The organism is Rhizobium sp. 05L429, assembly GCF_056397645.1.
The window spans coordinates 13,843-40,029 of record NZ_JBFTNV010000029.1; the positions used below are offsets into that span (position 1 = coordinate 13,843).

A 26,187-nucleotide genomic window follows, 5' to 3' on the forward strand; every position below is an offset into this window, starting at 1 on the left:
GAGGGAGAAAATTCATGACTGTCACCCCCACCGAAATCGTCGCGCCGCCGCCGCGCCGGAAGATGAACATCCTGTTCGGCCTGACGCTGATCGGCTTGCTGATCTTCCTCTGGGTCGTGCTCGGCTTCTCTACGGCCAGCTTCTGGACGCCGCTCAACATCTCCAACCTGTTGCGCCAAGGCTCGATGACGGCGATCCTGGCGCTCGGCCAGACCTTCGTCATCATCACCGCCGGCATCGACCTTTCTGTCGGCGCAATCGTCGGCTTCTGCACTGTTATCATCGCCTGGCTCTTACAGGCGGGCGTCCCGCTCTGGGCGGCGATCCTGCTGACGCTGGCAATCGGCGTCGCGATCGGCTCTTTCCATGGCTTCGGCATCGTGCATATGGGCCTGCCGCCCTTCATCATCACGCTGGCGACCCTGACGTCGCTGCGCGGCATCGGCCTGCTGATCACCAACGGCTCGACGATCAGCATCACTGACGAGGGCTTCAGCAACTTCGCCCGCGCCGATTTCCTTGGCGTGCCAAGCCTGTTCTGGATGGTCATCCTGGTGGCGATCCCCTCCTTCGTCTTCCTGCATCTGAGCCGCTGGGGCCGCTATCTCTTCGCGGTCGGTTCGAATGCGGAAGCCGCGCGCCTTTCCGGCGTCAACGTCAAGGGGATGATTTACCTGGCCTATATCCTGTCGGCTTCGTTTGCGGCCTTCGTCGGCGTGCTGCTCGCCTCGCGCATCGCGATCGGCAACGCCACGCAGGCCGACGGCTGGGAACTGCAGGYGATCGCCTCTTCGGTCATCGGCGGCACCTCGCTCTTCGGTGCGGTCGGTTCAGTGCATGGTCCGCTGATCGGCGCGTTCATTCTGGCGACCATCAACAACGGCGCCAACCTGTTGAACGTCAACTCGTTCTGGCAGCGCATCATCACCGGCCTGCTGATCATCGTCATCGTCTACTTCGACCAGCTTCGCCGGCGCCGGACAGGCTGAGCGAAACGAGAAACGAAGCCGGCCCAAGGGCCGGCTTCGTTCATTTCAGCCATGCGAGAACCATCATGAAAGCAGTGCTCTGCCGCGAACCCGGCGTCCTCGATCTCGTCGAGCGTCCCTCTCCCGAAAGGCCTGTTACCGGCTGGGTACGGCTTGCCGTCAGCCATGTCGGCATCTGCGGCACGGACTATCATATTTTCGAAGGCAAGCACCCCTTTCTCGAATATCCGCGCGTCATGGGTCATGAAATATCCGCGACCGTGCTGGAGGCCGGCGATGGGGTAGCGATGGCGGTCGGTACGCCCGTTATCGTCAACCCTTACCTCTCTTGCGGAAGCTGTGTTGCGTGCCGCCAGGGCAAACCGAATTGCTGCACCAACATCAGGGTTCTCGGCGTGCATACGGACGGCGCCTTCTGCGAGGAGATCGTGGTTCCGGCGGGTAATCTCTATGCCGCCAAGGGCCTCAGTCTGGAGGCCGCGGCGACCACCGAATTCCTGGCGATCGGGGCGCATGCCGTGCGCCGGTCCATGGCATCAGCCGGTTCCCGCTCGCTCGTTATCGGCGCAGGCCCGATCGGCCTCGGCGCGGCAATCTTTTCGCGCATCGCCGGTCATGAGGTGACGCTGCTCGATACGAGCGCTGAACGGTTGCAGATGGCATCGGAGCGCTTCGGTTTCACATCCGGCATCGTCGCCAGTGAAGGCACCCTCGATGCCGTGAAGGCCAAGACGGATGGCGACGGTTTCGATGTCGTCTTCGATGCGACGGGTTACGGGCCGTCGATGCAGAAAGCCTTCAGCTTCGTCGCTCACGGCGGGGCGCTGGTGCTGGTCAGCGTCGTGAAGGACGATATCCTCTTTTCCGATCCGGAATTCCACAAGCGCGAAATGATGGTCATCGGCAGCCGCAACGCAACACGCGTCGACTTCGAGCATGTCGCCGATTCAATCGCCAAGGGGCTCGTGCCGGTCGACAAATTGATCACGCACCGCACGACGCTTGCCGATGCGCCGCGTGATCTTGCCCGCTGGGCGCATGAAAAGAGCGGCCTCATCAAGGCCGTGATCAAGGTTGCGGACTAAGCGGCGTCGATTGCCGCACGCATCTGCCTGACGACATCGATATCCGTCCGGTTCGAGGTCGGCACATCGAAGCCGAAGGAGACGGCACGCGGATCGGCGCTGGCAACGGCAGAGCTGCAGGAGCCATGAACCTCGTGCGCACCCGTTGCCCGCAGGATCTCGACGACATTGGCCGGGCGCACGCCGCTGCCCGGCATGATGGAGATACGGCCGGCGGCCCTGGCGGAAATGCGTTTCAGCGTTTCGAGCCCGTCCATCGCCTTCGGTACGCAGCCGGAGGTAAGGATGCGCTCGCAGCCGAGTTCGACTGCCTGTTCGAGCGCCGCATCCGGATCGGGCACGAGATCGAAGGCGCGGTGCAGCGTCGAGCCGAGGCCGGCAGCGTGCACCTTCAAACGATGAATGAGCGGCATGTCGAGCGTACCATCCGGCCGGTTCGCGCCGATGACGACGCCCGCGAGACCTGCGGCCCTGACAGCATCGATATCGGCCAGCATCGCCTTTTCATCCGTTGCGTCGAAGATGAAGGGGCCGGCATGCGGGCGGATCATTGCATAGACGGGGATCGGCGCTTCGGCGGCAATTCGCATCAGGCTCGGCAATGGCGTCAGCCCGCCAAGCTCCAGCGCCGAGCAGAGCTCGATGCGGCGGGCGCCGCCCTCGATTGCAGCCGCAAGGCCCTGAGCGCTATCGACGCATACTTCCAGCAAAACCGCCATATTCCGAATCCCTCTCGTTCCGCCACCATTCTAGCGTAGTATAGCGTGCCGAGGGTGGCTGGATCGTAAAATCGGCGTTCTCTATGCGCTTGCTGACGGACGGTTTCGGCAGCAATGCGCCTCATCCTCGCCGTTCCCGGGCAAAGTGTGCCGTCCCGCAAGCGGCCATTTGTTCCGATTACCCATTTGCTGCCTTACGGAGATCGACGGGCGGCCCCGGATATGTCCGAACCTGATACGGAATGGTTCTGTTGCATTGGCACGGCGCTGGGGAGACAGAAGGCGGAAAAGTTTGAGGATATCTCATGTCGGACTTCAAAGGTCGCCGGTTTCAGTGTTGCATTCTGTCGGACCGCCGGGCCGCCGACCGGCAGACATAACTTCAGAATGTTGATTTCGAGGGCGGATGAAGATGTTCGCCTCGCGATTCCAGATACGGCATCAGCACATCTTCGATCCAAGTCATGAATGCGCGGACTCGGCGCGACAGATTGCGCCGATGTGCTACGACGAGGGACACGGCGATCGCCCGGCGACGAAAATCGGGGAGAATTTCCACCAGCGCTCCACTCTTTAAGTATTGGCCAATCCCCAAGAGTGGCGCCTGAATCAGGCCAAGGCCGGCGAGGGCAGCGGCATCGTAGGTCTGCGCGCTGTTGACGTGTAGCGCACCTGGCAACTGAAGCGTCGCGTAGCTGTCGCCGTCAGGATATTCCCATCCATAGGGTTTTGCGCCCAGAATCGTCGAAAAATGAATTGCCCGATGTTCCTGACTCTGGAGATCTTCTAGCGATCGAGGGACGCCATAGCGCGCCAGATAGGCGGGACTGGCAGCGTTGACCATGCGCAACAGGCCCAGTGGGCGGGCAATCAGCGTTTCGTCCCTTATGAGTCCAAGTCGCAACACACAGTCGAACCCCTCTTGAACCAGATCGACTTGCCGATCCGTACTCGACACCTCCAACTCCAACTCGGGGTGAGTCGCCATGAAATCCGGCAAGGCCGGCACGATCGTTGTGCGCGCCACCTCGGTCGGAAGATCGACCCGTAAACGCCCGCGAAGTGCCACGCGATCGCCTGCGAACATCGAGTGAAGGTCATCGACTTCAGCAAGCAGATCGCGGGCACGGGCATGAAATGCGCGTCCGTCCTCCGTCAACTGCACGCTGCGCGTCGTCCGGTGCAGGAGCCTGACACCGACATCTTCTTCCAGCTTCCGGACCGCCGTTGAGGCCCTTCCCTTTTGAATGCCCAGGCTATCGGCTGCGTGGGTGAAGCTCCCCATTTCCGCTACCGTTACGAAAATGAGGATGGGTTCGAGATTCTGCATTTTCGTGCCTTGGTATTGTTCGCTACAGAGAGAACAGTGAGTTTATTTCCTCCGTGTTTATCATACCTGAGAGACACAGTAACTTCCGAATATTGGATCCCCCCATCGGAGAATGACAAATGTCCGAAACTGTGGACTTACATCAGGTGCCTGAAACTATGACTTCGCATCGCGCCCTATGGGCCGGCCGGACAATKAGCGCGATTGTCGCTGTCGCTCTGGTGGCAGACGGCACTATTCAGCTTTTCGCGCCGGCACAGATCGCGAGCATGTTGCAGGAAACTGGGTTCGCGATGGACCTGACCCGTGTCGTGGGTCCGATCATACTCGCCTGCGCCATCCTCTACGCCATCCCGGCCACCGCCGTCCTCGGCGCGATCCTGGTGACGGGCTTTCTGGGAGGCGCCATCTGCGCCCATGTCCGCATCGGTGAGTTGGGGTCGCCGCCGGAACTCATTTCCCTGCTTCTGGGCGCGATGACATGGGGCGGCCTCTATCTGCGCGATCCCCATATCCGGGCCATTCTGCCGCTCATCCGTTGAACCAACAGGACAGTGCTCTGTCCTTCAAGATCAGGAGAAAATGCATGTTTTTAGTAATAGGAATCACGGGAAAAGTGGGCGGCGCAGCGGCAAAACATCTGTTGGCGCACGGCAGGGAGGTACGTGCGCTGGTCCGCAATCGCGAGAAGGCGGCTAACTGGGCGAACCAGGGCGTGGAACTGGTAGACGGCGATTGGAATGATTCGGCAGCCATCGAGCAAGCGCTCAACGGCGTCGAGGGCGCGTTTGTCATGTTGCCGGCTGTCTGGGCGCCCTCGCCCGATTACAAAGAAGCAAAGGGCGTGATTGCAAACTATGTCGAGGCGTTCACCAAGGCAGCGCCGCCGCGAGTGGTTGCGCTTTCGTCGATGGGTGCGAACAGGACCAGCGGGCTCGGGATGATCACGGCCTTGTCGCTTCTGGAGCAAGGTTTTCGCGATCTGATATCCCCAATCGCATTTGTGCGCGCAGGCGGATTTTTCGAAAATTTTCTTTACGGCTTGCACGTCGCCCAAGGTGGAATGCTACCGGTCTACTACAATCCGACAAACCGGAAATCGACCATGGTCGCGACGAGCGACATCGGCGCGGAGGTCGCAACCCTTTTGACCGGGCCAGCTTGGCCAGGGCATCGCGTCATCGAGCTTGGTTCGATGGTCAGCGCGGATGAAGTCGCAGAGCAATTGGGTGAAGTCCTGAATCTCGACGTGAAAGCCTTTGCGGTTCCGCGTGCAGGGTGGGCGGAAGCGTTCGAGCAGTTCGGCATCCCGAAGGGCCACACCGGGCCCGCCGAAGAAATGTTTGAGGCCGTGAACGCAGGATGGATGGACCTCGGAGCCGAGGATACGGAGCACGTAGCGGGTACGACGTCCGCACGCGAAGTATTCGAGACCGCACAGAACGCCGCCAAGGCATAAGTCTCGCTACTGGGCTGAGGTAGCTACTGCGTAGACATAGTGCCCATCTTCATCGTTCCCGGCCCGCCGCAGCCTGTTTAAGCGAAGGCTTTACTTTGCGCGACAGGTGCCGGGACAATTTTTGCCGCGGTCGTAATCAACATGTCGCAAGCATCAGCCGCGGCTCTCCGGTGATTGAAGGCCACATGGTAGGACATGGGCATCGGCTCGGCGAGTTCGACGATGCGCACCCGGTCGGCGATCGGCATGGCGCTGACGCGGCCGAGAAAAGAGACGTAGCCGTGATTGGCGACGAGATCGACGATGACGGGCAGTGAATCCGCAGCGGTAATGTCGCGGTCGCGCAAACGACGATGCAGGGTGCGGTCGTAGCCGAAGGTCATGGCGGCATGGCCGATGCCGGTGCGCGGGCTCGGCGTGCAGATCGGATGACTGGCGACAAGGTCGGCCGCCGTCGCTTCCATGCTGTCGGGCGGGGCGATGGCCACCATATCCGTGCGCAGCAATTCGCGATGACGAAAGCTTTCGAGGCCGAAGACGGAATCGAGGATCGCGACATCGATGCGCCCGGATTTCAGCGCTTCACGCAGATCATCGGCGGTCATCGAGACCAGCGACAGGGCATTCTTGTTGCGGCCGGCATTCCATTGCGCAACGAGTGCGCCGAGGCAGCGAGCAACCCAGCTTTCCGATCCGGTGGGAATGATGGAGCCGATGCGCAGCGAGCGGGCCGTGCGCTGATAACGCTCATCGGCAGACGATTTCAGTTCGTTCCAGGCGAGACTGATCGTGGAAAACAGCGTGTAGGCATGTCTGCCTTCTTCCGTAAGCGCCGACCCCTGCGCCTGGCGCTCGAAGAGGCGGCAGCCAAAGAATTTCTCAAGATTGGCAATCTGCAATGACAGCTGCGGCTGACCAAGGCGAAGGCGGCGTGCGGCGCGATTGATGCTACCCTGATCCGCAACCTCCAGGTAGCGCTCCATCGTAGCCGGCTTTACGGGGATGCGGGCAGCCCATTGTCCATAAGCCTCCGGGTCATTGTGGCCAAGCATTTCGCCGAGCTCTTCCGTTGCATCGAGGATCGGCGCCAATCCCTCCTGAACCCTGCCGCCGGCAAGCAGAATGACCAGTTCTCCCGAAGAACGTTCAACGAGTTTCAGGGCAAGCTCCGTTTCCAGATTATCGACGGCGGACGATACGGTCGAGACGGAGAGGTTGAAGCGACGGGCAGTCTCGCGCATGGAGCCTGACGACAGGACTTGGCTTGCGATGAATAGAGCGCCGAGATGCATGGACTTCTCCGGAAGCTACTGAAAAGGCGGAGGATATGACGTGTTCGTGAAAAAAGATATCCCTGTCCACAGAGGTGCGGGCTATCGTTCAACCAATCAAGAAATCCGGGCGGCGGCAAAACCGATCAAAAGCACCGGAACACCGTGGAAACACGCAAGGGGATAAAAACAAATCGCGCCGGCCGTGGAAAAGGGAATGCAATTCCGCGCAACGGTCTGCATTCGCCGCCATAATCGCGCCGCGAGAGCGAATACTGGAGGGGGCTGCTTCGATTTTCGGGCATCGATTTTTCGGGCATGCACACTATTTCCATGACGCACGTATTTCCGGCATGATGGCCCGAGCTGACCATGCCGGCTGGTTTTATGCGCGCAGGCTTCGCGTTCGGGGCCTTCGCGACGTTTAACGGTGTTCAACCAAGGGGATAATCATGCTTAGGAAATTCGCACTTGCCGTCACGCTTTCCGCCTTTGCGGCCGGCGCGGCGCACGCCGCAGACGTCGTCGTTTCGTCGAAGATCGACACCGAAGGCACGCTGCTCGGCAACGTCATCGTGCTCGCGCTGGAAGCCAACGGTATCAAGACGAAGGACCGCATCGCACTTGGCGCAACCCCGGTCGTGCGCAAGGCGATCACTGCGGGCGAAATCGATATCTATCCGGAATATACCGGCAATGCCGGCTTCTTCTTCAACAAGGCCGATGACGCAGCCTGGAAGAATCTCGAACAGGGCTACCAGGCGGCCAAGAAGCTCGATTACGATGCCAACAAGATTGTCTGGCTGACGCCTTCACCTGCCAACAACACCTGGGCGCTTGCCGTGCGCAGCGACGTCGCCGGTCCGAATAACCTCAAGACCATGTCCGATTTCGGCAAGTGGGTTTCGGGTGGCGGTGCCGCCAAGCTCGCAGCCTCCGCCGAATTCGTCAATTCTGCCGGCGCCCTGCCTGTTTTCCAGACGACTTACGGCTTCACCCTGAAGCCGGACCAGGAAGTCGTGCTTTCGGGTGGCGATACGGCGGCAACGATCAAGGCTGCGGCTGACCAGACCAACGGCGTCAACACCGCCATGGTCTACGGCACCGATGGCGCGATCGAAGCTGCCCAACTGACGGTTCTCGAAGACGACAAGAGCGTGCAGCAGGTCTATGCACCGACCCCGATCATCCGCGAAGCCGTGCTGCAGGCGAACCCGAAGATCCAGGAAATCCTCACTCCGATCTTCCAGAGCCTGACAGCTGACGAGTTGCGCAAGCTCAATGCCAAGATCCAGGTCGACGGCGAGCCGGCGAAGTCCGTAGCCGAAGCCTATCTGAAGGAAAAAGGCTTCCTGAAGTAATTGCCTGCTGCCCCGCCCGGCATTCGGGCGGGGCACTTTCCGGACAGGGTAGGATCGATGGAAGAAACCTTAGCGGTCCGCAAGCTGGACCGGCTCGGCGTGGTACTGGTGGCAGGCGGCATTGTGGCGACGGCGCTTCTGCCATTCATCTATGTGAAGGCAAACCGTATCGCCGCCGGCAAGCCGATGCTGCTGACACAGCTTCTTCCCCAGCCTTCCGTCGTCATTCTGCTGGCCCTGCTGATTGCCACTGCCTTGGCGACGCTCTTTCTGAAAAGCGCCTTCATCCGGCTTGCTCTCGGCACGCTCTGCCTTATCGCACTAATTGCCGCTATCGGGCTGGTGGCGACCGCCTCGACACCGTCAGGCAGCACCGTGGCGCGCATGACGCCCGGCGGCAGCTTCTGGGTGCTGCTCGGCGTTATCGGCCTCATCATCTCCGACGCGTTGGTGAAGATAAAGCTGACACCGTGGATGCGTGTTGCGTCACTGGCCGCCTACACCGCTTTGCTCGTGATCTGCCTCGCGTCCGGCCTGCTCGACAGCCTGTCGATCCTGAGGGAGTTTTCGACACGGGCCGACCAGTTCTGGAGCGAGGCAATCTCCCACCTGCTGCTGGCTTTCGGTTCACTTGCCATCGCCATCGTGCTCGGGTTGCCGCTCGGTATCCTCTGCTTCTGGGTGCCGAAACTGCGCGCCATCGTGCTGCGGATCCTGAGCCTCATCCAGACCATTCCGAGCCTGGCACTTTTCGGCCTCTTGATGCTGCCGCTCGGCTATCTCGCCGCAAACGTGCCGCTCGCGGCCGATATCGGCATTCGCGGCATCGGCACCGCGCCGGCGCTGATTGCGCTCGTGCTTTATTCGCTGCTGCCGATCGTCGCCAATACGGTTGTCGGCCTTGAAGGCGTCGATCCCTCGGTGCGTGATGCCGCCGCGGGCATGGGGCTGACACGCCGGCAGATCCTTGCTGGAATCGACCTGCCGCTCGCCTTTCCGGTCATCCTCACCGGCATCCGCATCGTGCTCGTTCAGGCGATCGGCATGGTGACGATCGCCGCGCTGATCGGCGGGGGCGGCTTCGGCATCTTCATCTTCCAGGGGCTTGGCCAGACGGCCATGGACCTCGTCCTGCTCGGCGCCGTGCCGACCGTTTTCTTCGCCTTCTCCTCGGCCGTCATCCTCGATGCGGTCATCGAAAGCATCCAGGGGCCAGCCGTATGAGCAAGATCGAGATCAGGAACGTCACCAAGCGCTACGGCTCGGCAACGGTCGTCGACAATGTCTCCATGAGCGTCGAGAAGGGTTCGATTACCGTTGTCGTCGGCACATCGGGCTCCGGCAAATCGACGCTGATGCGGATGATCAACCGGCTTGTGCCGATCACCGAAGGGCAGATCTTCGTCGGCGGACAGAACATCATGGACGTGCCGGCGACCGAGCTTCGCCGCAAGATCGGCTATGCCATTCAGGGGCACGGGCTTTTTCCGCATCGGACGGTGGCTCAGAACATTGCCACTGTGCCGCAGCTTCTCGGCTGGGACGCAGCCCGCACCGACAGCCGAGTGACGGAACTGCTTGGCCTCTTCAATCTCGACCCGGCGACATTCGCGGAGAAATATCCGCATCAACTGTCGGGCGGCCAGCAGCAACGTGTCGGCGTTGCCCGCGCACTGGCGGCCGAGCCGGAACTTCTGTTGATGGACGAGCCCTTCGGCGCGCTCGATCCCGTCATCCGCGGCAAGGCGCAGGACGATCTGCTGGCGATCCAGAAACAGTTCGGCACGACGGTTGTTCTCGTGACCCATGACATGGACGAGGCCTTCCATCTCGGCAATCAGATTGCCGTCATGAGCGAGGGCAATCTGCTGCAATGCTCGACGCCGGAAAAGATCCTGACGGAGCCTGCCGATCCCTTCGTGCAGCAATTGACCGGCACTTCCGACCGGGCACTGAAGCTGATGTCGCTCACGCCGCTGAAGGACAGCATGGAGCCCGCCAAGTCCGGCTTGTCCTATTCGCTGGCACAGTCGCTCAATCTGCGCGATGCGCTGGCCGAAATGATCTGGCAGGGCGTGGACGAGGCTGCCGTGCAGGACGCGAACAAGGCGGCGGTGGGTTCGATTTCGATGAACCGGCTCATCGAACTGGGCCGCAAGGCATGAAATTTATTATCGCCAATCTCTTTCGCGCGCTGGCATTGGTGCTGCTACTCATCCTGATCTTCAGGACAGAGTGGCTCTCCTTCATGCTGGTGCCGCTCACCAACAACAATGCCCCACCGGTCTATATACAGAATAGCCTCGCTTCGCTGGCGCTCGGCCATCTGGAACTCGTTCTCATCTCCATCATCGGCAGCGCGGTACTGGCCGTACTCGGCGGCATCTTCGTCACGCGGCCGAGCGGCGCAGATTTCCTGCCGCTGTCGCGCGCCATTGCCAATGCCGGCCAGACATTTCCGCCCGTTGCGGTCCTGGCGCTTGCCGTACCCGCCACCGGTTTCGGTGCTGCGCCGACGCTGATTGCGCTCTTTCTCTATGGCCTGCTGCCGATCTTCGAAAATACCGTCGCAGGCCTGAAGCAGGTGTCGCCGCAGGTGCTGGACGCCGCCGATGGCATGGGCATGAACGGGATGCAGCGTCTCTTCCAGGTCGAACTGCCGCTCGCATTGCCGCTGATCCTCGAAGGGCTGAAGGTCGCGACGGTCATCAATATCGGCACGGCGACGATCGGCTCGACGGTCGCGGCAAAGGGCCTCGGCGAGGTCATCATCGCCGGCCTGATCTCCGACAATACCGCCTTCATCCTGCAGGGCGGGTTGATCGTCGGGTTGATGGCGGTGCTGATCTATGATGTCGTCGGAATGCTCGAAGGCGCGATCACGCGCAGAATGGGCTTGCGTCCGGCTTGAGAGGACGGCTACCAAGGCAGCGGTAGAGTGAGCGATGGGAGACCGCCTTGGCCAAGATGATCCATTCCATGATCCGCGTTCTGGACGAGACGCGCTCGGTCGATTTCTATAGCAAGGTCTTCGGGCTTGAGGTCGCCGACCGCGTCGATTTCGAAACTTTCACGCTGATCTATATGAGCAATGACGAGACCGGCTTCGAGCTGGAACTGACGGTTAACAAGGGCCGCATCGAGCCCTACAATCTCGGCGACGGCTACGGCCATCTCGCCATTTCCGTCCAGGAAGTGCAGGTCGAGCACAAGCGGCTGACGGATCTCGGCCTCAACCCCGGCAAGCTCGTGGAACTCAACCGCGACGGCAAGCTGTTCGGGCTGTTCTTCTTCATCACCGATCCTGACGGCTACAAGATCGAAGTGCTGCAGCGCCACGGCCGTTTTCAATAGGACATAAGAGCTGACATGATCGAGAAGAGAGACTTCGATAACGGCTGGACGCTTTCCTGTAACGATACAGGAAGAGATAATCTGCCAGCGTCCATACCTGCAACCGTGCCGGGCTGCGTGCACCTGGATCTTCTCGCCKCCAGGMTGATCCCCGATCCCTACCTCGATATCAATGAGATCACCAACGACTGGATCGGCAAGACGGATTGGATCTATCGGCTAAGCTTCGAGGCCGCGCCCGATGACGGCAGGATACAGGAGCTCGTCTTCGAGGGCATGGACACGATCGCGACGATCCGCCTGAACGGCGAGGAGATCGGCCGCACCTTCAACATGCACCGCACCTACCGCTTCGATGTTTCGTCACTGTTGCGGAAGGGCGAAAACGAACTCAGCGTCACCTTCCGCTCCGTCTATGCCTATGGCGCCGAGATGGAGCAGCACTACGGCTACCGCCCGAACAATTATCCCGGGCCGGGCAACCTGGTCCGGAAGATGGCCAGCAACTTCGGCTGGGACTGGGGTCCGACGCTGGTGACCGCAGGGCTCTGGAAGCCGGTCCGGCTGGAGAGCTGGGATCGGGTGCGGCTTGCCGCTACAAGGGTTTCGGCGACGCTTGCGGGCGGCGATGGTCTGGTCAAGGTGCATGCGCGGCTGGCGAAACATGGCGAAACGGCGCCCGCTACGCTCGTTGCCGAGATCGGCGGCGTGACGCAAACGATCGCGGTCGAAGCGGATGCGCAGGAGGTTTCCTTCGAGGTTCGCGTCCCCTCGCCGCAGCTCTGGTGGCCGCATCATCTCGGTGCGCAGCCGCTTTATCCGCTKGAGATCCGGCTGCAGGACGAGAGCGGGAACATCCTCGATCGCTATTCGAAGCAGATCGGCTTCCGGTCGCTGCGCCTCGACACATCCCCGGATGAACACGGTTCGGCCTTCACCTTCGTTATCAACGAGGTGCCGATCTTTGCCTGCGGCGCCAATTGGATACCGGATGACTGTTTTCCCTCGCGCGTGACGGCCGAGCGCTATGCAGCGCGCATCGACGAGGCGAAGGCTGCCAATATCAACCTGCTGCGTGTGTGGGGCGGCGGTATCTTCGAGCGGGACGAATTCTACGAGACCTGCGACCGGGCCGGCATGCTCGTCTGGCAGGATTTCCTGTTCGCCTGCGCCTCTTATCCGGAGGAAGAGCCGCTGCACAGCGAGGTGATCGCCGAGGTGCGGGACAATGTCGTGCGGCTGATGCCGCATGCATCTCTGATCATCTGGAACGGTAACAACGAGAATATCTGGGGTTTCGACGAATGGGGCTGGCGGCCGATCATCAAGGACGGCGTCAGCTGGGGCCTCGGCTACTATCTCGATGTGCTGCCGGCGCTTTGTGCCGAACTCGATCCTGACCGGCCCTATTATCCGGKCAGCCCCTATTCCGGTTCCATGGAGATCGAGCCGAATGAYGACCGGCATGGCTGCAAGCATATCTGGGATGTCTGGAACGACGTCGGCTACGAGGTCTATCGCAACTATATTCCGCGCTTCTGCTCCGAGTTCGGCTGGCAGGCGCCGCCGGCCTGGGCGACGCTTCAGGAAAGTGTGCATGACGAACCGCTGACGCCGGAATCGCACGGCGTTTTCCACCATCAGAAGGCGACGCAGGGCAATGACAAGCTGATCAAGGGTCTTGCCGGGCATCTGCCTGTGCCGCAGGGCATGGACGACTGGCATTTTGCAACGCAGCTCAATCAGGCACGCGCCATCCGCTTCGCGGTCGAGCACATGCGTTCGCATCGTGACATCTGCAAGGGCGCTGTCGTCTGGCAGTTCAATGACTGCTGGCCGGTCACCTCCTGGGCAGCGCTCGATTCCGCCGGGCGGCGCAAGCCGCTCTGGTATGCGATGCAGCAGGCTTTTCATCCACGCCTGCTAACGATCCAGCCGCGCGACGGCGGCCTTTCGGCTATTGCTGTCAACGAGCAGACGCTGTTCTGGCGCTCGAAGATCAGTGGCAAGCGGATGCGGCTTGATGGGACGGTGCTGGCGGAATTCGAATTCTGGCGGCTGCTCTGCGATCGTTTCGAGGCGAAGGAATTTCCCCTGCCGGAGGATATCGCAACATCAGGTTCGGCGGATGAGGAAGTCATCGTCGTCCAGATGCTGGATAAACGCGCCTTCCATTATTTCGTCGAGGATATCGACCTGAAACTTCCTTCACCGGAACTCGCCATATCCCTGACGAGATCGGCCGATGGCTGGGATGTCGCAGTGACTGCGCGGAGCTTTCTGAAGGATCTCTGCCTGATGGCGGATCGGCTCGATCCCGCGGCTGTAGTGGATTCGATGCTGGTGACGCTGATGCCCGGTGAAAGCCATGTCTTCCGCGTCATGACCGAGAAACATCTGTCGATCGAGGACATCGCGGTCGGACCGATACTGCGCTGCGCCAATGATCTCGTGAGCAAAAACTGAAAGGCCCCGCTCTCGCGGGGCCTCCATCCGGCTCGTCCTCGCAGACGACGTTACATCCAGTAGGGCGGCACGCCATAATAATCGTAAACGCGGCGGCCATTATCGTTGTACCAGGTGTCGTCGTCATCCGCGTAGCTCGGCGCGCCTTCGATCTGTTCCTTGGTGAGATCAATGCGGTAACCGTCCAACTGGGTGTCGTAGCTCAGCTTCGCCCATGGCAGCGGATAGTGCTCGTGGCCGATGCCGAGGAAGCCACCGAAACTCAGGACCGCGTAAGCCACGCGGCCATCCTGCTTCCCGAGGATGAGGCGCTCGATGGAACCGATGTGCTTGCCATCGGCGCCATAGACGCGGGTGCCTTCAACGCGGTCGCTGGCGATCAACGTCGGCGTATCCTTCACATTCGGGTCACGGCGGGTGGCGTCAGTATCCTGATTGAGCATTGTGCACCTCCTTTGATCGTTTCGTCGTGGGTTTATCCACCCCAATAAAACGTGACCTATGCTTCAAAGTTCCCCATCGCCTCATGTTCATATGCCGCCTTCGCGATATTGACGTTTACGTCAAGGTTATTGTAGCCTCAATCCGCTTGAACCGCTCAAGCAATGGCATAAGCTGCCGTGACGGAGGATGGAGGATCTTCCGATCGACCGGTGTCATCCGGTTTTGGCAGCCGAATGGGAGAGAGAGACAATGAACAGTATTTCCGTCCACCCTGGTGGTGCGAAATCGGAAAAACCATGGCTTGCCACCTATCCGGACATCATTCCGGCCCAGATTCCCCCACTGGAATTTACATCGCTGCCGGATCTTCTGGAAAAGAGCTGCGCGCGTTTTGCCGACCGGAAAGCCTTTTCCAGCATGGGCAGGTCGATGAGTTATCGCGAGCTCGAAAGCCAGACCCGCAAGGTGGCCGCCTGGCTGCAGGGCGCCGGCCTGCAGAAGGGCGATCGGGTCGCCGTGATGATGCCGAACGTGCTGCAGAACCCCGTCGCGGTCTATGGCATCCTGCGCGCCGGTCTCGTCGTCGTAAACGTCAACCCGCTCTATACGCCGCGCGAACTCGAGCACCAGCTCAACGATTCCGGTGCCAAGGCGATCTTCGTTCTGGAAAACTTCGCGCGCACCGTCGAACAGGTCATCAACAAGACCGACCTGCGCCATGTCGTCGTCAGCTCGCTCGGCGAAATGCTCGGCCCCAAGGGACATATCGTCAACTTCATCGTCCGCCGGGTGAAGAAGCTGGTCCCGTCCTGGTCCATTCCGCAGCATAAGAGCTTCCGGCAGGTGCTGTCCGAAGGTGCGGGCAAGACGCTCGCGCCTGTTGCGCTCACCGGCAGCGACATCGCCTTCCTGCAATATACGGGCGGGACGACCGGCATTGCCAAGGGGGCAGTGCTGACGCATCAGAACCTGCTTGCCAACAAGATGCAGCTGCAGCTCTGGCTGAAATCCGCCTTCGACAAGAAGAAGCAGCCTGAAGTCCTGAACTTCCTCTGCGCGCTGCCGCTCTACCATATCTTCGCGCTGACGGTGAATTCGCTGATGGGCATGTCGCTCGGCGCCCGTAATGTGCTGATCGCCAATCCGCGCGACATTCCGGGGTTGGTGCAGGAATTCCAGAAGTCCGATATCCACATTTTCCCCGGCCTGAATACGCTGTTCAACGCGCTGCTCAACAATGCCGACTTCGCCAAGCTMGATTTCTCCTCGCTCGTCATGTCGCTCGGCGGCGGCATGGCCGTGCAGCGGCCGGTAGCGGAACGCTGGCTGAAGGTGACGGGCTCGCATATTACCGAAGGTTACGGTCTCTCCGAGACATCGCCGGTGGCGACCGCCAACCGTTTCGATTCCCCCGAATTCACGGGCTCGATCGGCCTTCCCATTCCCTCGACGGAACTCGACATCCGCGACGAGGACGGCAATTCGCTGCCGCTTGGCGAGATCGGCGAGATCTGCATCCGCGGCCCGCAGGTCATGGCCGGTTACTGGAACAAGCCCGACGAGACGGCGCGGGTGATGACGCCGGATGGCTATTTCCGCAGCGGCGACATGGGCTTCATGGACGAGCGCGGCTACACCAAGATCGTCGACCGCAAGAAGGACATGATCCTCGTCTCCGGCTTCAACGTCTATCCGAACGAGATCGAGGAAGTGGCCGCCATGCATCCCGGCATCCTGGAGGCGGCAGCGATCGGCGTGCCGGACGGGCATTCCGGCGAGGCGGTGAAGCTCTTCATCGTTCGCAAGGACCCAGGTCTCACCGAAGCCGATGTGAAGGCCCATTGCGCGGCCAATCTCACCAATTACAAGCGGCCGCGCTTCATCGAATTCCGCACCGAGCTGCCGAAGAGCCCGGTCGGCAAGATCCTGCGCAAGGACCTGCGCGGCTGAATTTGACGGTCTCATGAAATTGAGGGCCATCCGCTTGTCGCGGGTGGCTTTTTTCATATTTCGTCAGATGGCTGAACTTGATTTGACTGCCGGAAAGAGAATAGTTTCCGCAACCCTCTCCGCCTCCAAAGGAGTCTCCCATGACTGCCATCGTCGAACAACTGAAGAGCACCGCAGCAGCCACCAAGGCCACCGATCTGCGCGCCGCATTCGCTGATGATCCGCAGCGCTTCTCGCGCTTTTCCGCATCGCTTGACGACCTGCTGATGGATTTTTCCAAGACGGCCGTCAACGACGAGATCCTGAAGCTTCTGGTGAAGCTCGCCGAAGAAGGCGGTGTTGCAGAGAAGCGCGATGAGATGTTCTCCGGCAAGGCGATCAATTTTACCGAAAATCGCGCCGTGCTGCATACGGCGCTGCGCAACCGCTCCAACACACCCGTTCTGGTGGACGGCAAGGATGTCATGCCTGACGTCAACGCCGTGCTCGCCGCCATGGGCAAGTTTGCCGATGGTGTCCGCTCGGGTGCGCTGAAGGGTGCGACCGGCAAGAAGATCACCGATGTCATCAATATCGGCATCGKCGGTTCGGATCTCGGCCCTGTCATGGCGACGCTGGCGCTTGCACCGTTCCATGATGGCCCCCGCGCCCATTTCGTCTCCAACATCGACGGCGCCCATATTGCCGACATCCTGAAGCTGGTTGAGCCGGAAACGACGCTCTTCATCGTCGCCTCCAAGACCTTCACGACCGTCGAAACGATGACCAATGCGCAGACGGCGCGTAAGTTCATCGCCGGCGCGCTCGGCGAGGCGGCCGTTCAGCATCACTTCGCCGCCGTTTCGACGGCGCTTGAGAAGGTTTCCGCCTTCGGCATCGAAAGCGAACGCGTCTTCGGTTTCTGGGACTGGGTCGGCGGTCGGTATTCGATCTGGTCGGCAATCGGCCTGCCGCTGATGATCGCTGTCGGCCCCGAAAATTTCGGCAAGTTCCTCGATGGCGCACATGCCATCGACAATCATTTCCGCAAGGCGCCGATTGCCGAGAACCTGCCTGTCCTGCTCGGCCTCATCGGCTTCTACCACCGGAATGTTCTGGGCTACCCGACACGCGCCATCTTGCCCTATGACCAGCGCCTGTCCCGCTTCCCTGCCTATCTGCAGCAGCTCGACATGGAATCGAACGGCAAGGGCGTCACCATCGACGGCACGCCGGTCGAAGGCAATTCCGGCCCGGTCGTCTGGGGCGAGCCCGGCACCAATGGCCAACACGCCTTCTACCAGCTCATCCACCAGGGCACGAGCATCATCCCGGCCGAATTCATGATCGCCGCCAACGGCTTCGAGCCTGAGCTGCGCCATCAGCACCAGCTGCTGATGTCGAACGTTCTCGCCCAGTCGGAAGCCCTCATGAAGGGCCGCACCTTCGATGAGGCCAAGAAGCAGCTGACCGACAAGGGCATGGAAGACAAGCAGGCCGATTTCATCGCGCCCCACCGCGTCTTCAACGGCAACCGCCCGTCGATCACCTTCGTCTATGACAAGCTGACGCCCTACGCGCTCGGCCGCCTGATCGCGCTCTACGAGCACCGCGTTTTCGTCGAAGGCGTGCTCTTCCGCATCAACTCCTTCGACCAGTGGGGCGTCGAGCTCGGCAAGGAGCTGGCGACCGGCCTGCTGCCCGTCGTCGAAGGCAAGGAAAGCGCTGCCGGTCACGACTCCTCGACGCAGGGTCTTGTCGCTGCGCTGGCAAAGCTCGCCAAGTAATCCTGGCGATCTCGCTGCTATCGAAGCCCATCCGTCACACGGGTGGGCTTTTTTTGTTTGACCCTGTCGAATTGCAGGGCATCTCGTCGTCTATAGAGAGAATGACAGAGGAGGAGCTGATGACTGCAACGGATAACGAGCTGGTGAAATTCGAGGCCGAGGGGGCACAGCCATTGCCGGCCTCGAACGAGCAGGGCTTCGTTGATAACAAAGGTGCCCGCGTCTGGTATGCGAGTTACGGCGCCGGTCCCGCTGTCATCCTTCTGCATGGCGGGCTCGGCAATAGCGGCAATTGGGGCTATCAGGTTCCTGCGCTTGTCGATGCCGGCCATCGGGTCGTGGTGATCGACAGCCGCGGTCATGGCCGCAGCACGCGTGACGAGCGTCCCTACACCTATCACCTGATGGCTTCGGACGTGCTTGCGGTCATGGATCATACCGGAATCGAAGAAGCGGCCTTCATCGGCTGGAGCGATGGCGCCTGTACGTCCTTGATCCTGGCCGACCAGCAGCCGGACCGGGTCTGCGGCGTATTTTTCTTCGCCTGCAACATGGACTCCACCGGCACTAAGGAATTCAAGGCGACGCCGGTCATCGACCGTTGCTTCAGCCGTCACAGGAAGGATTATCAGGCCCTATCGGCGACACCTGACCAGTTCGAAGCTTTCGTCGGCGACGTCTCGAAAATGATGGCGACGGAGCCGAATTATTCGGCCGAGCAGCTGACAGGCATCAAGGTGCCGGTCTCCATCGTGCTCGGTGAGCATGACGAATTCATCAAGCCCGAGCATGCCGACTATCTGGCAAGGACGATCCCGGATGCGGAATTCGTGCTGCTGCCCGGTGTCAGCCATTTCGCCCCGCTGCAGCAGCCGGACCTCTTCAATCGCGAGGTCCGTGCTTTTCTCGACCGGATCGCTTAAGGCTCAGAGGCCGATCTCTTTCGCCCAGGGCGGATTGGCGCCGGCGCGGGAGACGGTCACCGCGGCCGCCTTGGCGCCAAGAGCCAGGGCGTTGCGCAGGGCCTGCTCATCAAGATTGGCGACCTGCGCCTTGGTCAGCAGGTTGTCCTTCTTCAGCGAGGCGAGAATGCCGGCATCGAAAGTGTCGCCGGCGCCGACCGTGTCGACGACAGTCACACGCTCGCTCGGTACGGTGACCTTACGCGCGTTGGTGTAGCCGGTGGCACCTTCGGCGCCCTTGGTGATGACGACGAGCTTGGCGCCGTGGTTCAGCCAGTGGGCGGCAAGCGCATCATGGTCGCCTTCCAGGCCGAACCATTCGAGATCCTCGTCGGAGAATTTGACGATGTCGGACTTGGCGGCCATGCGCTTGATGCGGGCCATATGCGCCGGCTTATCCTTGATGAAACCGGGGCGGATGTTCGGGTCGAGAGAGATGACGCGCGTAGCGGCTTCGCGGTCGAGAAGCGCCTCATAGGTTTCGCCGCAGGGGCTCGGGATGAGGCTGATCGCGCCGAAATGCAGGGCTTCGCAGTCATCGCCGAGATCGGGCAGGTCATCTGACGTGATCATGCGGCCAGCCGTGCCCTCGTCGTAGAAGGCATAAGTCGCCTGGCCGTTGACGAGCTTGACGAAGGCGATGGTCGAAGGGCGCGGGGTGATGGCGCAAGGGCTGTAATCGACATTGCTTGCCTTCAGCGTATCCAGCAGGATCTCGCCCATCATGTCATCGGCAATGCCGGTGAAGAAGGCCGTGGGTATGCCGAGGCGCCCGAGCGCAATCGCGGTATTGAAGATCGCGCCGCCGGCATAGGGCGCAAAGCCCCTTTCGCCAAGGGTCGTGTCCCTCGGCAGCATGTCGATCAGGGCTTCGCCGCAGCACAAAATCATCGAATTCCTCCCAACAGGACTTGCGCGTTCTTCAATCGATTAAGCGAGCTTTTGTCAAAAGGCTAGAGCGAAAGCTCACTCACGCCACCATTCCTCGCCGACCAGGCGAGCGGCGCATCGAGGAAGGCCTCGACTTCGTGCAGCGTCTTGTCATCGAAAAGCTTCTGCTGCCTGGCGATTGCCAGAACCTCCCGCCATGTGGCGATATAATGGAGCTGAACCTTGCCATTGGCAAAGCGCTGATGTGCCTCGGGGAAGATTCCGTAGAAGAAGAGCGCGATGCCGTGATCGACGATACCGCCGGCGGATCTGATGGCATCGATGAAGGTGAACATGCTGCCGCCCGCGGTCGTCAGATCCTCGATAACGAGGACGCGGGCGCCGTCCTTCATGTCGCCTTCGATCTGCGCATTGCGGCCATGGCCCTTCGGCTTTTTGCGGACATAGATCATCGGCAGGCCGAGGCGATCGGCAAGCAGGGCTGCGAAGGGAATGCCTGCGGTCTCGCCGCCGGCGATGCAATCGAACTGCTCAAAACCGGCATCGCGCAGGAGGGTGCTGGCGGCAAAATCCATCACCGTGGAGCGGACGCGCGGGAAGGAGAGAAGCTTGCGGCAGTCGATATAAACGGGGCTCATGATGCCGGAGGCATATTTGTAGGGCGTCTCGGGGCTGAAGTGCACCGCCTTGATCTCCCAGAGCATCTTTGCCAGCAGCTCTGCCATGACGGCGCGGTCGGGAAATGTGGTCTGGATCATGCGGCTTACTCCTTCGGCTGACGTTCCAGCGGCAATAGCAGCAAGAGCGGCCGGTTTCCAGATGGAAGAGGGCCGTCAGCCGAGCAGGCGGCCGATATCCGCAACCTGCATCTTCTTGAAGAGCGCGATCGCCTGCGCGCCCTCTTTCTCATCCAGCGAAACGGCATAACGGACCGCGGCCGCAAGAAGCTGCATCGTCAGCCGGGCGATGGCCAGAAGCTCCGTCTCGGTCCGCTCCGGCCATAGCTGTTTTAGCACTGAAAGCAGGGCCTGCGCGTGGAATTCCATATCTTCGGCATCGACTTCCTGGAGGAGCTTATCCGTGTGGGTCGCGTGCCAGATATCGCGCATCACAGGCTCGCGGCGAAAGAAGGCATAATATTCATCGGCGATGACGCAGAGAGCCGTCCGCAGATTGTCGGCGTCCGTCACCTTGGCCAGTTCGTCGGCTACGCATTGTCGGCCCTGCTCGTTGAAGCGCTCGGCTAGCGTGCGGATGATCGAGGTCTTGTCCGGGAAATACTGATAGAGGGCGCCGAAGGAAAGCTCAGCTTTTTCAACGATCTCGCTCATCTTCAGAGCATCACTGCCTTTCTTTTCGATGAGCTCGGAGGCGACTGTCAGGATTTTTTCGAAGCGCTCGCGGCCACGCTGCTGGCTCGGGATGCGGCGTGGCTGACCGGTCGACTCCTGCTGGCGCCTGCGCCGTGCGATCACTTCTTCTGCCATCTTCCACTTCCTTCGACTGTTGACAAAGAAAATAAGAGAGTTTATCTCATTTTGCAAATGAGAGAGTCTCTCTTATTTTGATCGAAGAGGAGTTTCGATATGCAGAATTCCGAAATCGTTCTGATCGGCGGATCGGGCAAAACCGGTGGCCGCATTGCCGACAGGCTGGAAAAGCTGGGACTTAACGTGCGCAAGGCGTCCCGTTCCACGATACCGGCCTTCGACTGGGAGGATCGCGCGAGTTGGCGCAATGCGCTCACGGGAGCAACGAGCGCCTATGTCGCCTTCCAGCCGGACCTTGCCGTCTCATGGGCGGCAGAGGCCATCGAAGCCCTTTCAAAGCTCGCAGGGGAATGCGGGTTGCAGCATATCGTGCTGCTTTCCGGCCGGGGCGAAGAGGGTGCGCAAAAGAGCGAGGAAGCTCTCAAAACATCCGGGATCGGCTACACGATCCTGCGCGCCTCCTGGTTCAACCAGAATTTCAGCGAAGGCGCTTTTCTGGAACCATTGCTTTCCGGCAAGCTGCAGCTTCCCGTCGGCAATATCAGGGAGCCCTTCATCGATGCCGGCGACATCGCCGATGCGGCGGTGGCAGCCTTGACTGATATCAGGCATCGCAACAAGATCTATGAGCTGACCGGCCCTCGCGCCCTGACCTTCCGCGAAGCCGTGGCCGAAATCGCCGCCGCTTCGGGCCGGTCGATCGAGTATGAACAGGTCCCGATGACGGATTTTAAGGAGGGTCTCGCCGCCGCGGKAATGCCGGAGCCGGTCATCGCGCTACTGGAAGAGCTCTTCGGCGAGGTGCTCGACGGGCGCAATTCGCAGGTTATGAGTGGCGTATCAGACATTCTCGGCCGCCCGGCGAGCGATTTCAGCCAATATGCGCGGGAGACCGCAGCAATCGGACTATGGAGCGCCTGACCATGCAGATCGTTCTCGTCATTTCCCTTGTCRCTGCGGCCATTGGCAGCGGTCTTGTCGCCGGCATCTTCTTCGCCTTCTCGACCTTCATCATGACCGCCTTCGCGCGCATTCCGCCCGAGCAAGGCATCGCAGCGATGAATTCCATCAACATGACCATCGTGCGCTCGCCCTTCATGCTGCTTTTCGTGCCGACCGCGATCCTCTGCATCGTGATCGCGGTATTGGCCTTCGCGAACTGGCGCGGCGGCGCATCGTCACTGATGCTGGCCGGCGTGTCGCTCTATATCGCCGCATCCTTCCTCTCCACCATCGTCTTCAACGTGCCGATGAACGATGCATTGGGAAAGGTGAGCGGCAACGGGCCGGAAGCGGTGCAGCTCTGGACGACCTATCTCAAAGATTGGACATGGTGGAACCATGTGCGTACGATTGCCTCGCTGCTGGCTTCCATCGCATTTGTCCGGGCGCTGATGCTCATCTGAAAAGGGCGGAGGGAATGACACTCCGCCCCTTCGTTGCTTCCCGCATTTGCGGGAATTGCGCTAGTTCTGCTGGCAGAAGGTGATGCGGTTGCTGAAGGGGTCGATGACGGCCATCTCCAGGCCCCAGGGCGCTTCCTCGATGCCCGGTTTCATGTAGCGGTAGTTCCTCGCGGCAAGCTCGGCCTGATAGGCGCCGATATCCTTCACACGCACGAAAGCCCGAGCGCCGGGGCTTGCATCGCCCGAATGTTCGCTCAAGTGCAGTTGCATGTTCTCGCGCGAGACCTGGCAATAAAGCGGAAAATTCTCACCGAAGCGATGTTCCCAATCCAGAGTGAAGCCGAGGAAGCCGCAATAGAATTCCATGGCCTTCTCGACCGAGAAAATGCGGAAGATCGGCACCGGCGGTTCTATGCCGATCGGAGATCGGGCGCCTTCGGTCTCATCCAGTTTAGCAGAGAGAATGTTCCACTGGTCGAAGCCGAATTGTTTGGCGACAATCTCCAGCGTTTCGCTGTGGGTAAGGGAAATATCGCGGTCGGCAAGCGCCTGCCGCAGGGTTTTTGCCATAAGCTTGGCATCGCGAAAATCGCGCATGTATCCATCCTTCCGTTGGCGGCAAACAGGAAGATCAGTGCCCGCGTCTGCTGACCCGTTCGCCATCGTTTGCCAGGAGCAAGGATGTGAAGGTGGATTTGGATGCATTCACCATAATGCTTGCGCATCGCGGGGCGGCTGGCTGCATCCGGCCGACGATCAGCTTACGAAAGGTCGGCAGACGGATCAAGAGGCAGAGCGCACGACGCCTGACGGCACCGAATGCAGATGGCTGGCAAGTTCGACACGATTTCGGCCGGCGCCTTTTGCGACATAGAGCGCCTTATCCGCCTCGCCCAGCATGGCGTCGAAATCCAGTGGCTTGGACCGGCCAGGGGCGACGCCGGCACTGACGGTGCAATTGAGAACCTCGTCTTCGATATAGATGTCGCGGTCCTCGAAGGCCTTGCGGATACGCTCGGCGGCAAGCTCGGCGCGGCCGGGCATGATCTCCTTCAGCACGAGAGCGAATTCCTCGCCACCAAGGCGGGCGGCCGTATCGCCGCTACGGCAATTGGCCGAAAGTTCGCCGGCAAAGACCTTCAGGACGTGATCGCCGGCTGCATGGCCGTAACGGTCGTTCACCGATTTGAAATGGTCGATGTCGAAGACGATGACCGCGGTCGAAACGCCCATGGTGCGGGTACCGTGCTGGTCGAACAGAGCGCGGCGGTTCAGCAGGCCGGTCAGCGGGTCGGTGATCGCGTCGATGCGGTGACGGGCGGCAAGCCGCCACTGATGCAGCGCCAGCGACAGGGCGCCGATGCCGGTCATGCCGGCAATGCACATGGCAAGGCTCAGATCTTCCGCCCAATTGCTGGGCGCGGCTCCGAGCACCAGCTTGCCATCCCAGATCAATACAGCGGCGCAGAGCACGAAGGAAATCGCCGTCAATGTGTAGAGGGCGGTAATGCCTGAGATCGGCGCAGGTGCTTCGGCACGGCCTAACCAATATTGCCGGGCAGTCGTGAAGAGCAGGAAGGCGATGGCGAGGTTATCAGCCATGAAAGCAAGGCCATCCAGCCCGGCGATCATCGGCGGAACGGCAGTCGCCATGGCGACGATTGAGCGGACGGCGATGCCGAAAAGCGGAATCCGGCCAGTGCGGAACTGATAGCCGGCGCCCCAGATGGTCGCAAACCCCGCATGAAACAACATGAAATTGCCAGCACCAAGCATGCGTCCGGGCTGTTCCACATAGAAGGCGTAGGCAAAAATGCCGGCAACGACGAGAACGAGGCCGAATGTGCAGGTGAGAAGAAATGTCTCGGCCCGGCGCGCGATCCAGCTCCCCATGAGCGTCACGGCAAGGCAGGTTGCTGAAACGCCAAGCGCCAGCAGCAGTGAATTGTAGTCAAGCATCATGCTTTTAGATCTCCGCGGCTCCTGCCGCGCCGATAACGTTCTAAAATCTATCTCGTCACTGCTGACTAATGTCTTATGCATTCCGTTAAAAAATCATGGATTGCGCGGGCCGAATGTTACAAATTCAACATTCTGCAGCAATCATAAGAAGAAATATTCAAGCACACACGTCTTTTTTTCAGGCCCTGACCTGCCAATGCAGTGGGAACATGGGATCGAAGACGGTAACCGGCCCGGCGCCGGTTTCAATTCTGGCGGGGAAGGTCACGGGCTCAGCCTGCCGCTCCAGCGTGACGCGTTCCTCGTTGGGCGCTAGCCCATACCAGGCAGGGCCATTCAGGGAGGCAAAGGCCTCCAGCCTGTCGAGCGCGCCATCCTGCTCGAACACATGGGCAAGGCAGCTCATCGTGTTGATCGAGGTATAGATCCCCGCGCAGCCGCAGGCGCATTCCTTGAGTGGGTCGACATGCGGGGCAGAATCCGTGCCGAGGAAGAACCTGGTGTCACCGCTCGTCGCAGCAGCCCGGAGAGCCAGCCTGTGGTTCTCGCGCTTGGCGACGGGCAGGCAGTAATAATGCGGACGAATGCCGCCGACGAGGATGGCATTACGGTTGATGATCAGGTGATGGGTGGTGATGGAACCGGCGAGATTAGCCTTGGCCGACTTGATGTAATCGATCCCGTCAGCGGTGGTGACATGCTCCATCGTCACCTTCAGTTCCGGCAGGCGCTTGCGCAGCGGGTCCAGCACCGTCTCGATGAAGACTGCTTCACGATCGAAGATATCGACATCAGGCGTCGTCACCTCGCCATGGACGCAGAGCGGCAGGCCGATCTTGGCCATGCGTTCCAGCACAGGCATCGCCTTTTCCATATCGCGCACGCCGCCATGCGAATTCGTCGTGGCGCCGGCGGGATAGAGTTTCACGGCGGTGATGAGGCCGCTCTTCTTGCCTTCCTCGACGTCATCAGCGCTCGTATGTTCGGTCAGATAGAGCGTCATCAGCGGCTGAAAGCGATGACCGGCAGGAAGCGCCTTCATGATGCGGTCGCGATAGGCTGCCGCATCCGTTGTCGTGACAACCGGCGGCACCAGGTTCGGCATGATGATCGCGCGCGCGAAGATGCGGCTCGTATCACCAATCACGCCTTCCAGCATGGCGCCGTCGCGCAGATGCAGATGCCAGTCGTCAGGACGGCGGATGGTGAGCGATTGCATGGAAGCCTCCGAAGCGATGCGGGTTTCGMCTCGATAGCATCAAGACCGGTCCGGAAACAACTG

The 26,187-nt window shown here is 60.6% G+C and carries 25 protein-coding genes; 15 read left to right on the plus strand and 10 right to left on the minus strand.

Annotated features, from left to right (window positions below):
• Window positions 1-14: 14 nt before the first annotated feature.
• Both AC1DNW_RS25670 and AC1DNW_RS25675 read left to right on the plus strand, forming a co-directional pair.
• Window positions 15-989 (plus strand): ABC transporter permease, encoded by a 975-nt coding sequence (locus AC1DNW_RS25670; protein ID WP_477854766.1) that lies wholly within the window; start codon window positions 15-17, stop codon window positions 987-989.
• A gap of 65 nt (window positions 990-1,054) precedes the next feature.
• Window positions 1,055-2,074, plus strand: coding sequence for a zinc-binding alcohol dehydrogenase family protein (locus AC1DNW_RS25675; protein ID WP_113307015.1), 1,020 nt, complete (start codon window positions 1,055-1,057; stop codon window positions 2,072-2,074).
• On the opposite strand, the gene AC1DNW_RS25680 is transcribed toward AC1DNW_RS25675, so the two are convergent.
• Window positions 2,071-2,793, minus strand: coding sequence for a copper homeostasis protein CutC (locus AC1DNW_RS25680; protein WP_113307016.1), 723 nt, complete (start codon window positions 2,791-2,793; stop codon window positions 2,071-2,073). The two genes, AC1DNW_RS25675 and AC1DNW_RS25680, sit on opposite strands and share 4 nt — an antisense overlap.
• 382 nt (window positions 2,794-3,175) lie before the next feature.
• Window positions 3,176-4,123: a LysR family transcriptional regulator gene (locus AC1DNW_RS25685; RefSeq protein ID WP_113307017.1), complete on the minus strand. Its 948-nt coding sequence runs from the start codon at window positions 4,121-4,123 to the stop codon at window positions 3,176-3,178.
• 119 nt (window positions 4,124-4,242) lie between these two features.
• On the opposite strand from AC1DNW_RS25685, the gene AC1DNW_RS25690 reads away from it, so the two are divergent.
• Both AC1DNW_RS25690 and AC1DNW_RS25695 read left to right on the plus strand, forming a co-directional pair.
• Window positions 4,243-4,665: a DoxX family protein gene (locus tag AC1DNW_RS25690; RefSeq protein WP_477854767.1), complete on the plus strand. Its 423-nt coding sequence runs from the start codon at window positions 4,243-4,245 to the stop codon at window positions 4,663-4,665.
• 44 nt (window positions 4,666-4,709) lie between these two features.
• Entirely contained in the window at window positions 4,710-5,582 is an 873-nt protein-coding gene (locus AC1DNW_RS25695) for an NmrA family NAD(P)-binding protein (protein WP_113307019.1), read from the plus strand.
• A gap of 77 nt (window positions 5,583-5,659) precedes the next feature.
• Here the strand turns inward: AC1DNW_RS25695 and AC1DNW_RS25700 are convergent, their stop codons facing one another.
• A complete protein-coding gene (locus tag AC1DNW_RS25700; RefSeq protein WP_113307020.1) occupies window positions 5,660-6,874 on the minus strand; it encodes a LysR family transcriptional regulator in 1,215 nt (404 codons plus the stop codon).
• Between the two features lie 431 nt (window positions 6,875-7,305).
• Here AC1DNW_RS25700 and osmF point away from each other — a divergent pair, with 431 nt between their 5' ends.
• From osmF to AC1DNW_RS25730, 6 genes are read left to right on the plus strand one after another with little or no spacing between them, the layout of a single operon-like run.
• Window positions 7,306-8,214, plus strand: coding sequence for a glycine betaine ABC transporter substrate-binding protein OsmF (osmF, locus tag AC1DNW_RS25705; protein WP_477854768.1), 909 nt, complete (start codon window positions 7,306-7,308; stop codon window positions 8,212-8,214).
• Between the two features lie 57 nt (window positions 8,215-8,271).
• Complete coding sequence (locus AC1DNW_RS25710; RefSeq protein WP_113298426.1) at window positions 8,272-9,438, plus strand: ABC transporter permease; 1,167 nt, start codon at window positions 8,272-8,274, stop codon at window positions 9,436-9,438.
• Complete coding sequence (locus AC1DNW_RS25715; RefSeq protein ID WP_113307021.1) at window positions 9,435-10,379, plus strand: ABC transporter ATP-binding protein; 945 nt, start codon at window positions 9,435-9,437, stop codon at window positions 10,377-10,379. Before AC1DNW_RS25710 ends, AC1DNW_RS25715 begins: the two co-directional genes overlap by 4 nt.
• Complete coding sequence (locus tag AC1DNW_RS25720) at window positions 10,376-11,125, plus strand: ABC transporter permease (protein WP_113298424.1); 750 nt, start codon at window positions 10,376-10,378, stop codon at window positions 11,123-11,125. Before AC1DNW_RS25715 ends, AC1DNW_RS25720 begins: the two co-directional genes overlap by 4 nt.
• Window positions 11,126-11,172: 47 nt before the next feature.
• The gene (locus AC1DNW_RS25725; protein WP_113307022.1) at window positions 11,173-11,568 is read left to right on the plus strand and encodes a VOC family protein; all 396 of its coding nucleotides are present in this window, start codon (window positions 11,173-11,175) and stop codon (window positions 11,566-11,568) included.
• Between the two features lie 15 nt (window positions 11,569-11,583).
• Entirely contained in the window at window positions 11,584-14,034 is a 2,451-nt protein-coding gene (locus tag AC1DNW_RS25730; RefSeq protein WP_477854769.1) for a glycoside hydrolase family 2 protein, read from the plus strand.
• Between the two features lie 50 nt (window positions 14,035-14,084).
• Here the strand turns inward: AC1DNW_RS25730 and AC1DNW_RS25735 are convergent, their stop codons facing one another.
• The gene (locus AC1DNW_RS25735; RefSeq protein WP_113298421.1) at window positions 14,085-14,477 is read right to left on the minus strand and encodes a PRC-barrel domain-containing protein; all 393 of its coding nucleotides are present in this window, start codon (window positions 14,475-14,477) and stop codon (window positions 14,085-14,087) included.
• A gap of 250 nt (window positions 14,478-14,727) precedes the next feature.
• On the opposite strand from AC1DNW_RS25735, the gene AC1DNW_RS25740 reads away from it, so the two are divergent.
• From AC1DNW_RS25740 to AC1DNW_RS25750, 3 genes are all read left to right on the plus strand, one after another.
• Window positions 14,728-16,428, plus strand: a complete 1,701-nt coding sequence (locus tag AC1DNW_RS25740; RefSeq protein ID WP_113307024.1) for a long-chain fatty acid--CoA ligase — start codon at window positions 14,728-14,730, stop codon at window positions 16,426-16,428.
• A gap of 140 nt (window positions 16,429-16,568) precedes the next feature.
• Entirely contained in the window at window positions 16,569-18,194 is a 1,626-nt protein-coding gene (pgi, locus tag AC1DNW_RS25745) for a glucose-6-phosphate isomerase (protein ID WP_477854770.1), read from the plus strand.
• A 119-nt stretch (window positions 18,195-18,313) separates the two neighbouring features.
• Window positions 18,314-19,117 (plus strand): alpha/beta fold hydrolase, encoded by an 804-nt coding sequence (locus AC1DNW_RS25750; RefSeq protein WP_113307026.1) that lies wholly within the window; start codon window positions 18,314-18,316, stop codon window positions 19,115-19,117.
• Between the two features lie 3 nt (window positions 19,118-19,120).
• Here the strand turns inward: AC1DNW_RS25750 and AC1DNW_RS25755 are convergent, their stop codons facing one another.
• The 3 genes from AC1DNW_RS25755 to AC1DNW_RS25765 form a co-directional block, all read right to left on the minus strand.
• A complete protein-coding gene (locus tag AC1DNW_RS25755; protein WP_113307027.1) occupies window positions 19,121-20,047 on the minus strand; it encodes a carbohydrate kinase family protein in 927 nt (308 codons plus the stop codon).
• 62 nt (window positions 20,048-20,109) lie between these two features.
• The gene (locus AC1DNW_RS25760) at window positions 20,110-20,805 is read right to left on the minus strand and encodes an orotate phosphoribosyltransferase (protein ID WP_113307028.1); all 696 of its coding nucleotides are present in this window, start codon (window positions 20,803-20,805) and stop codon (window positions 20,110-20,112) included.
• A gap of 75 nt (window positions 20,806-20,880) precedes the next feature.
• Window positions 20,881-21,534, minus strand: a complete 654-nt coding sequence (locus AC1DNW_RS25765) for a TetR/AcrR family transcriptional regulator (RefSeq protein ID WP_113307029.1) — start codon at window positions 21,532-21,534, stop codon at window positions 20,881-20,883.
• 99 nt (window positions 21,535-21,633) lie between these two features.
• Between AC1DNW_RS25765 and AC1DNW_RS25770 the strand changes: the two genes are divergently transcribed.
• Window positions 21,634-22,458, plus strand: coding sequence for an NmrA family NAD(P)-binding protein (locus AC1DNW_RS25770; RefSeq protein WP_477854771.1), 825 nt, complete (start codon window positions 21,634-21,636; stop codon window positions 22,456-22,458).
• 2 nt (window positions 22,459-22,460) lie between these two features.
• Entirely contained in the window at window positions 22,461-22,943 is a 483-nt protein-coding gene (locus AC1DNW_RS25775) for an anthrone oxygenase family protein (RefSeq protein ID WP_477854772.1), read from the plus strand.
• A gap of 60 nt (window positions 22,944-23,003) precedes the next feature.
• Here AC1DNW_RS25775 and AC1DNW_RS25780 read toward each other — a convergent pair whose 3' ends face one another.
• The 3 genes from AC1DNW_RS25780 to pyrC form a co-directional block, all read right to left on the minus strand.
• Window positions 23,004-23,540: a bleomycin resistance protein gene (locus AC1DNW_RS25780; RefSeq protein ID WP_113307031.1), complete on the minus strand. Its 537-nt coding sequence runs from the start codon at window positions 23,538-23,540 to the stop codon at window positions 23,004-23,006.
• 186 nt (window positions 23,541-23,726) lie between these two features.
• Complete coding sequence (locus AC1DNW_RS25785) at window positions 23,727-24,905, minus strand: GGDEF domain-containing protein (protein WP_477832357.1); 1,179 nt, start codon at window positions 24,903-24,905, stop codon at window positions 23,727-23,729.
• A gap of 178 nt (window positions 24,906-25,083) precedes the next feature.
• Window positions 25,084-26,124 (minus strand): dihydroorotase, encoded by a 1,041-nt coding sequence (gene pyrC, locus AC1DNW_RS25790; RefSeq protein WP_113307032.1) that lies wholly within the window; start codon window positions 26,122-26,124, stop codon window positions 25,084-25,086.
• Window positions 26,125-26,187 lie beyond the last annotated feature (63 nt).

Coding starts and splice junctions, on each gene's coding strand:
- AC1DNW_RS25785 (WP_477832357.1), bottom strand. CDS start 24,905: ATGATGCTTGACTACAATTCACTGCTGCTGGCGCTTGGCGTTTCAGCA.
- AC1DNW_RS25695 (WP_113307019.1), top strand. CDS start 4,710: ATGTTTTTAGTAATAGGAATCACGGGAAAAGTGGGCGGCGCAGCGGCA.
- AC1DNW_RS25710 (WP_113298426.1), top strand. CDS start 8,272: ATGGAAGAAACCTTAGCGGTCCGCAAGCTGGACCGGCTCGGCGTGGTA.
- AC1DNW_RS25685 (WP_113307017.1), bottom strand. CDS start 4,123: ATGCAGAATCTCGAACCCATCCTCATTTTCGTAACGGTAGCGGAAATG.
- osmF (WP_477854768.1), top strand. CDS start 7,306: ATGCTTAGGAAATTCGCACTTGCCGTCACGCTTTCCGCCTTTGCGGCC.
- AC1DNW_RS25765 (WP_113307029.1), bottom strand. CDS start 21,534: ATGGCAGAAGAAGTGATCGCACGGCGCAGGCGCCAGCAGGAGTCGACC.
- AC1DNW_RS25780 (WP_113307031.1), bottom strand. CDS start 23,540: ATGCGCGATTTTCGCGATGCCAAGCTTATGGCAAAAACCCTGCGGCAG.
- pyrC (WP_113307032.1), bottom strand. CDS start 26,124: ATGCAATCGCTCACCATCCGCCGTCCTGACGACTGGCATCTGCATCTG.
- AC1DNW_RS25715 (WP_113307021.1), top strand. CDS start 9,435: ATGAGCAAGATCGAGATCAGGAACGTCACCAAGCGCTACGGCTCGGCA.
- AC1DNW_RS25680 (WP_113307016.1), bottom strand. CDS start 2,793: ATGGCGGTTTTGCTGGAAGTATGCGTCGATAGCGCTCAGGGCCTTGCG.
- AC1DNW_RS25755 (WP_113307027.1), bottom strand. CDS start 20,047: ATGATTTTGTGCTGCGGCGAAGCCCTGATCGACATGCTGCCGAGGGAC.
- AC1DNW_RS25750 (WP_113307026.1), top strand. CDS start 18,314: ATGACTGCAACGGATAACGAGCTGGTGAAATTCGAGGCCGAGGGGGCA.
- AC1DNW_RS25760 (WP_113307028.1), bottom strand. CDS start 20,805: ATGATCCAGACCACATTTCCCGACCGCGCCGTCATGGCAGAGCTGCTG.
- AC1DNW_RS25700 (WP_113307020.1), bottom strand. CDS start 6,874: ATGCATCTCGGCGCTCTATTCATCGCAAGCCAAGTCCTGTCGTCAGGC.
- AC1DNW_RS25720 (WP_113298424.1), top strand. CDS start 10,376: ATGAAATTTATTATCGCCAATCTCTTTCGCGCGCTGGCATTGGTGCTG.
- AC1DNW_RS25735 (WP_113298421.1), bottom strand. CDS start 14,477: ATGCTCAATCAGGATACTGACGCCACCCGCCGTGACCCGAATGTGAAG.
- AC1DNW_RS25675 (WP_113307015.1), top strand. CDS start 1,055: ATGAAAGCAGTGCTCTGCCGCGAACCCGGCGTCCTCGATCTCGTCGAG.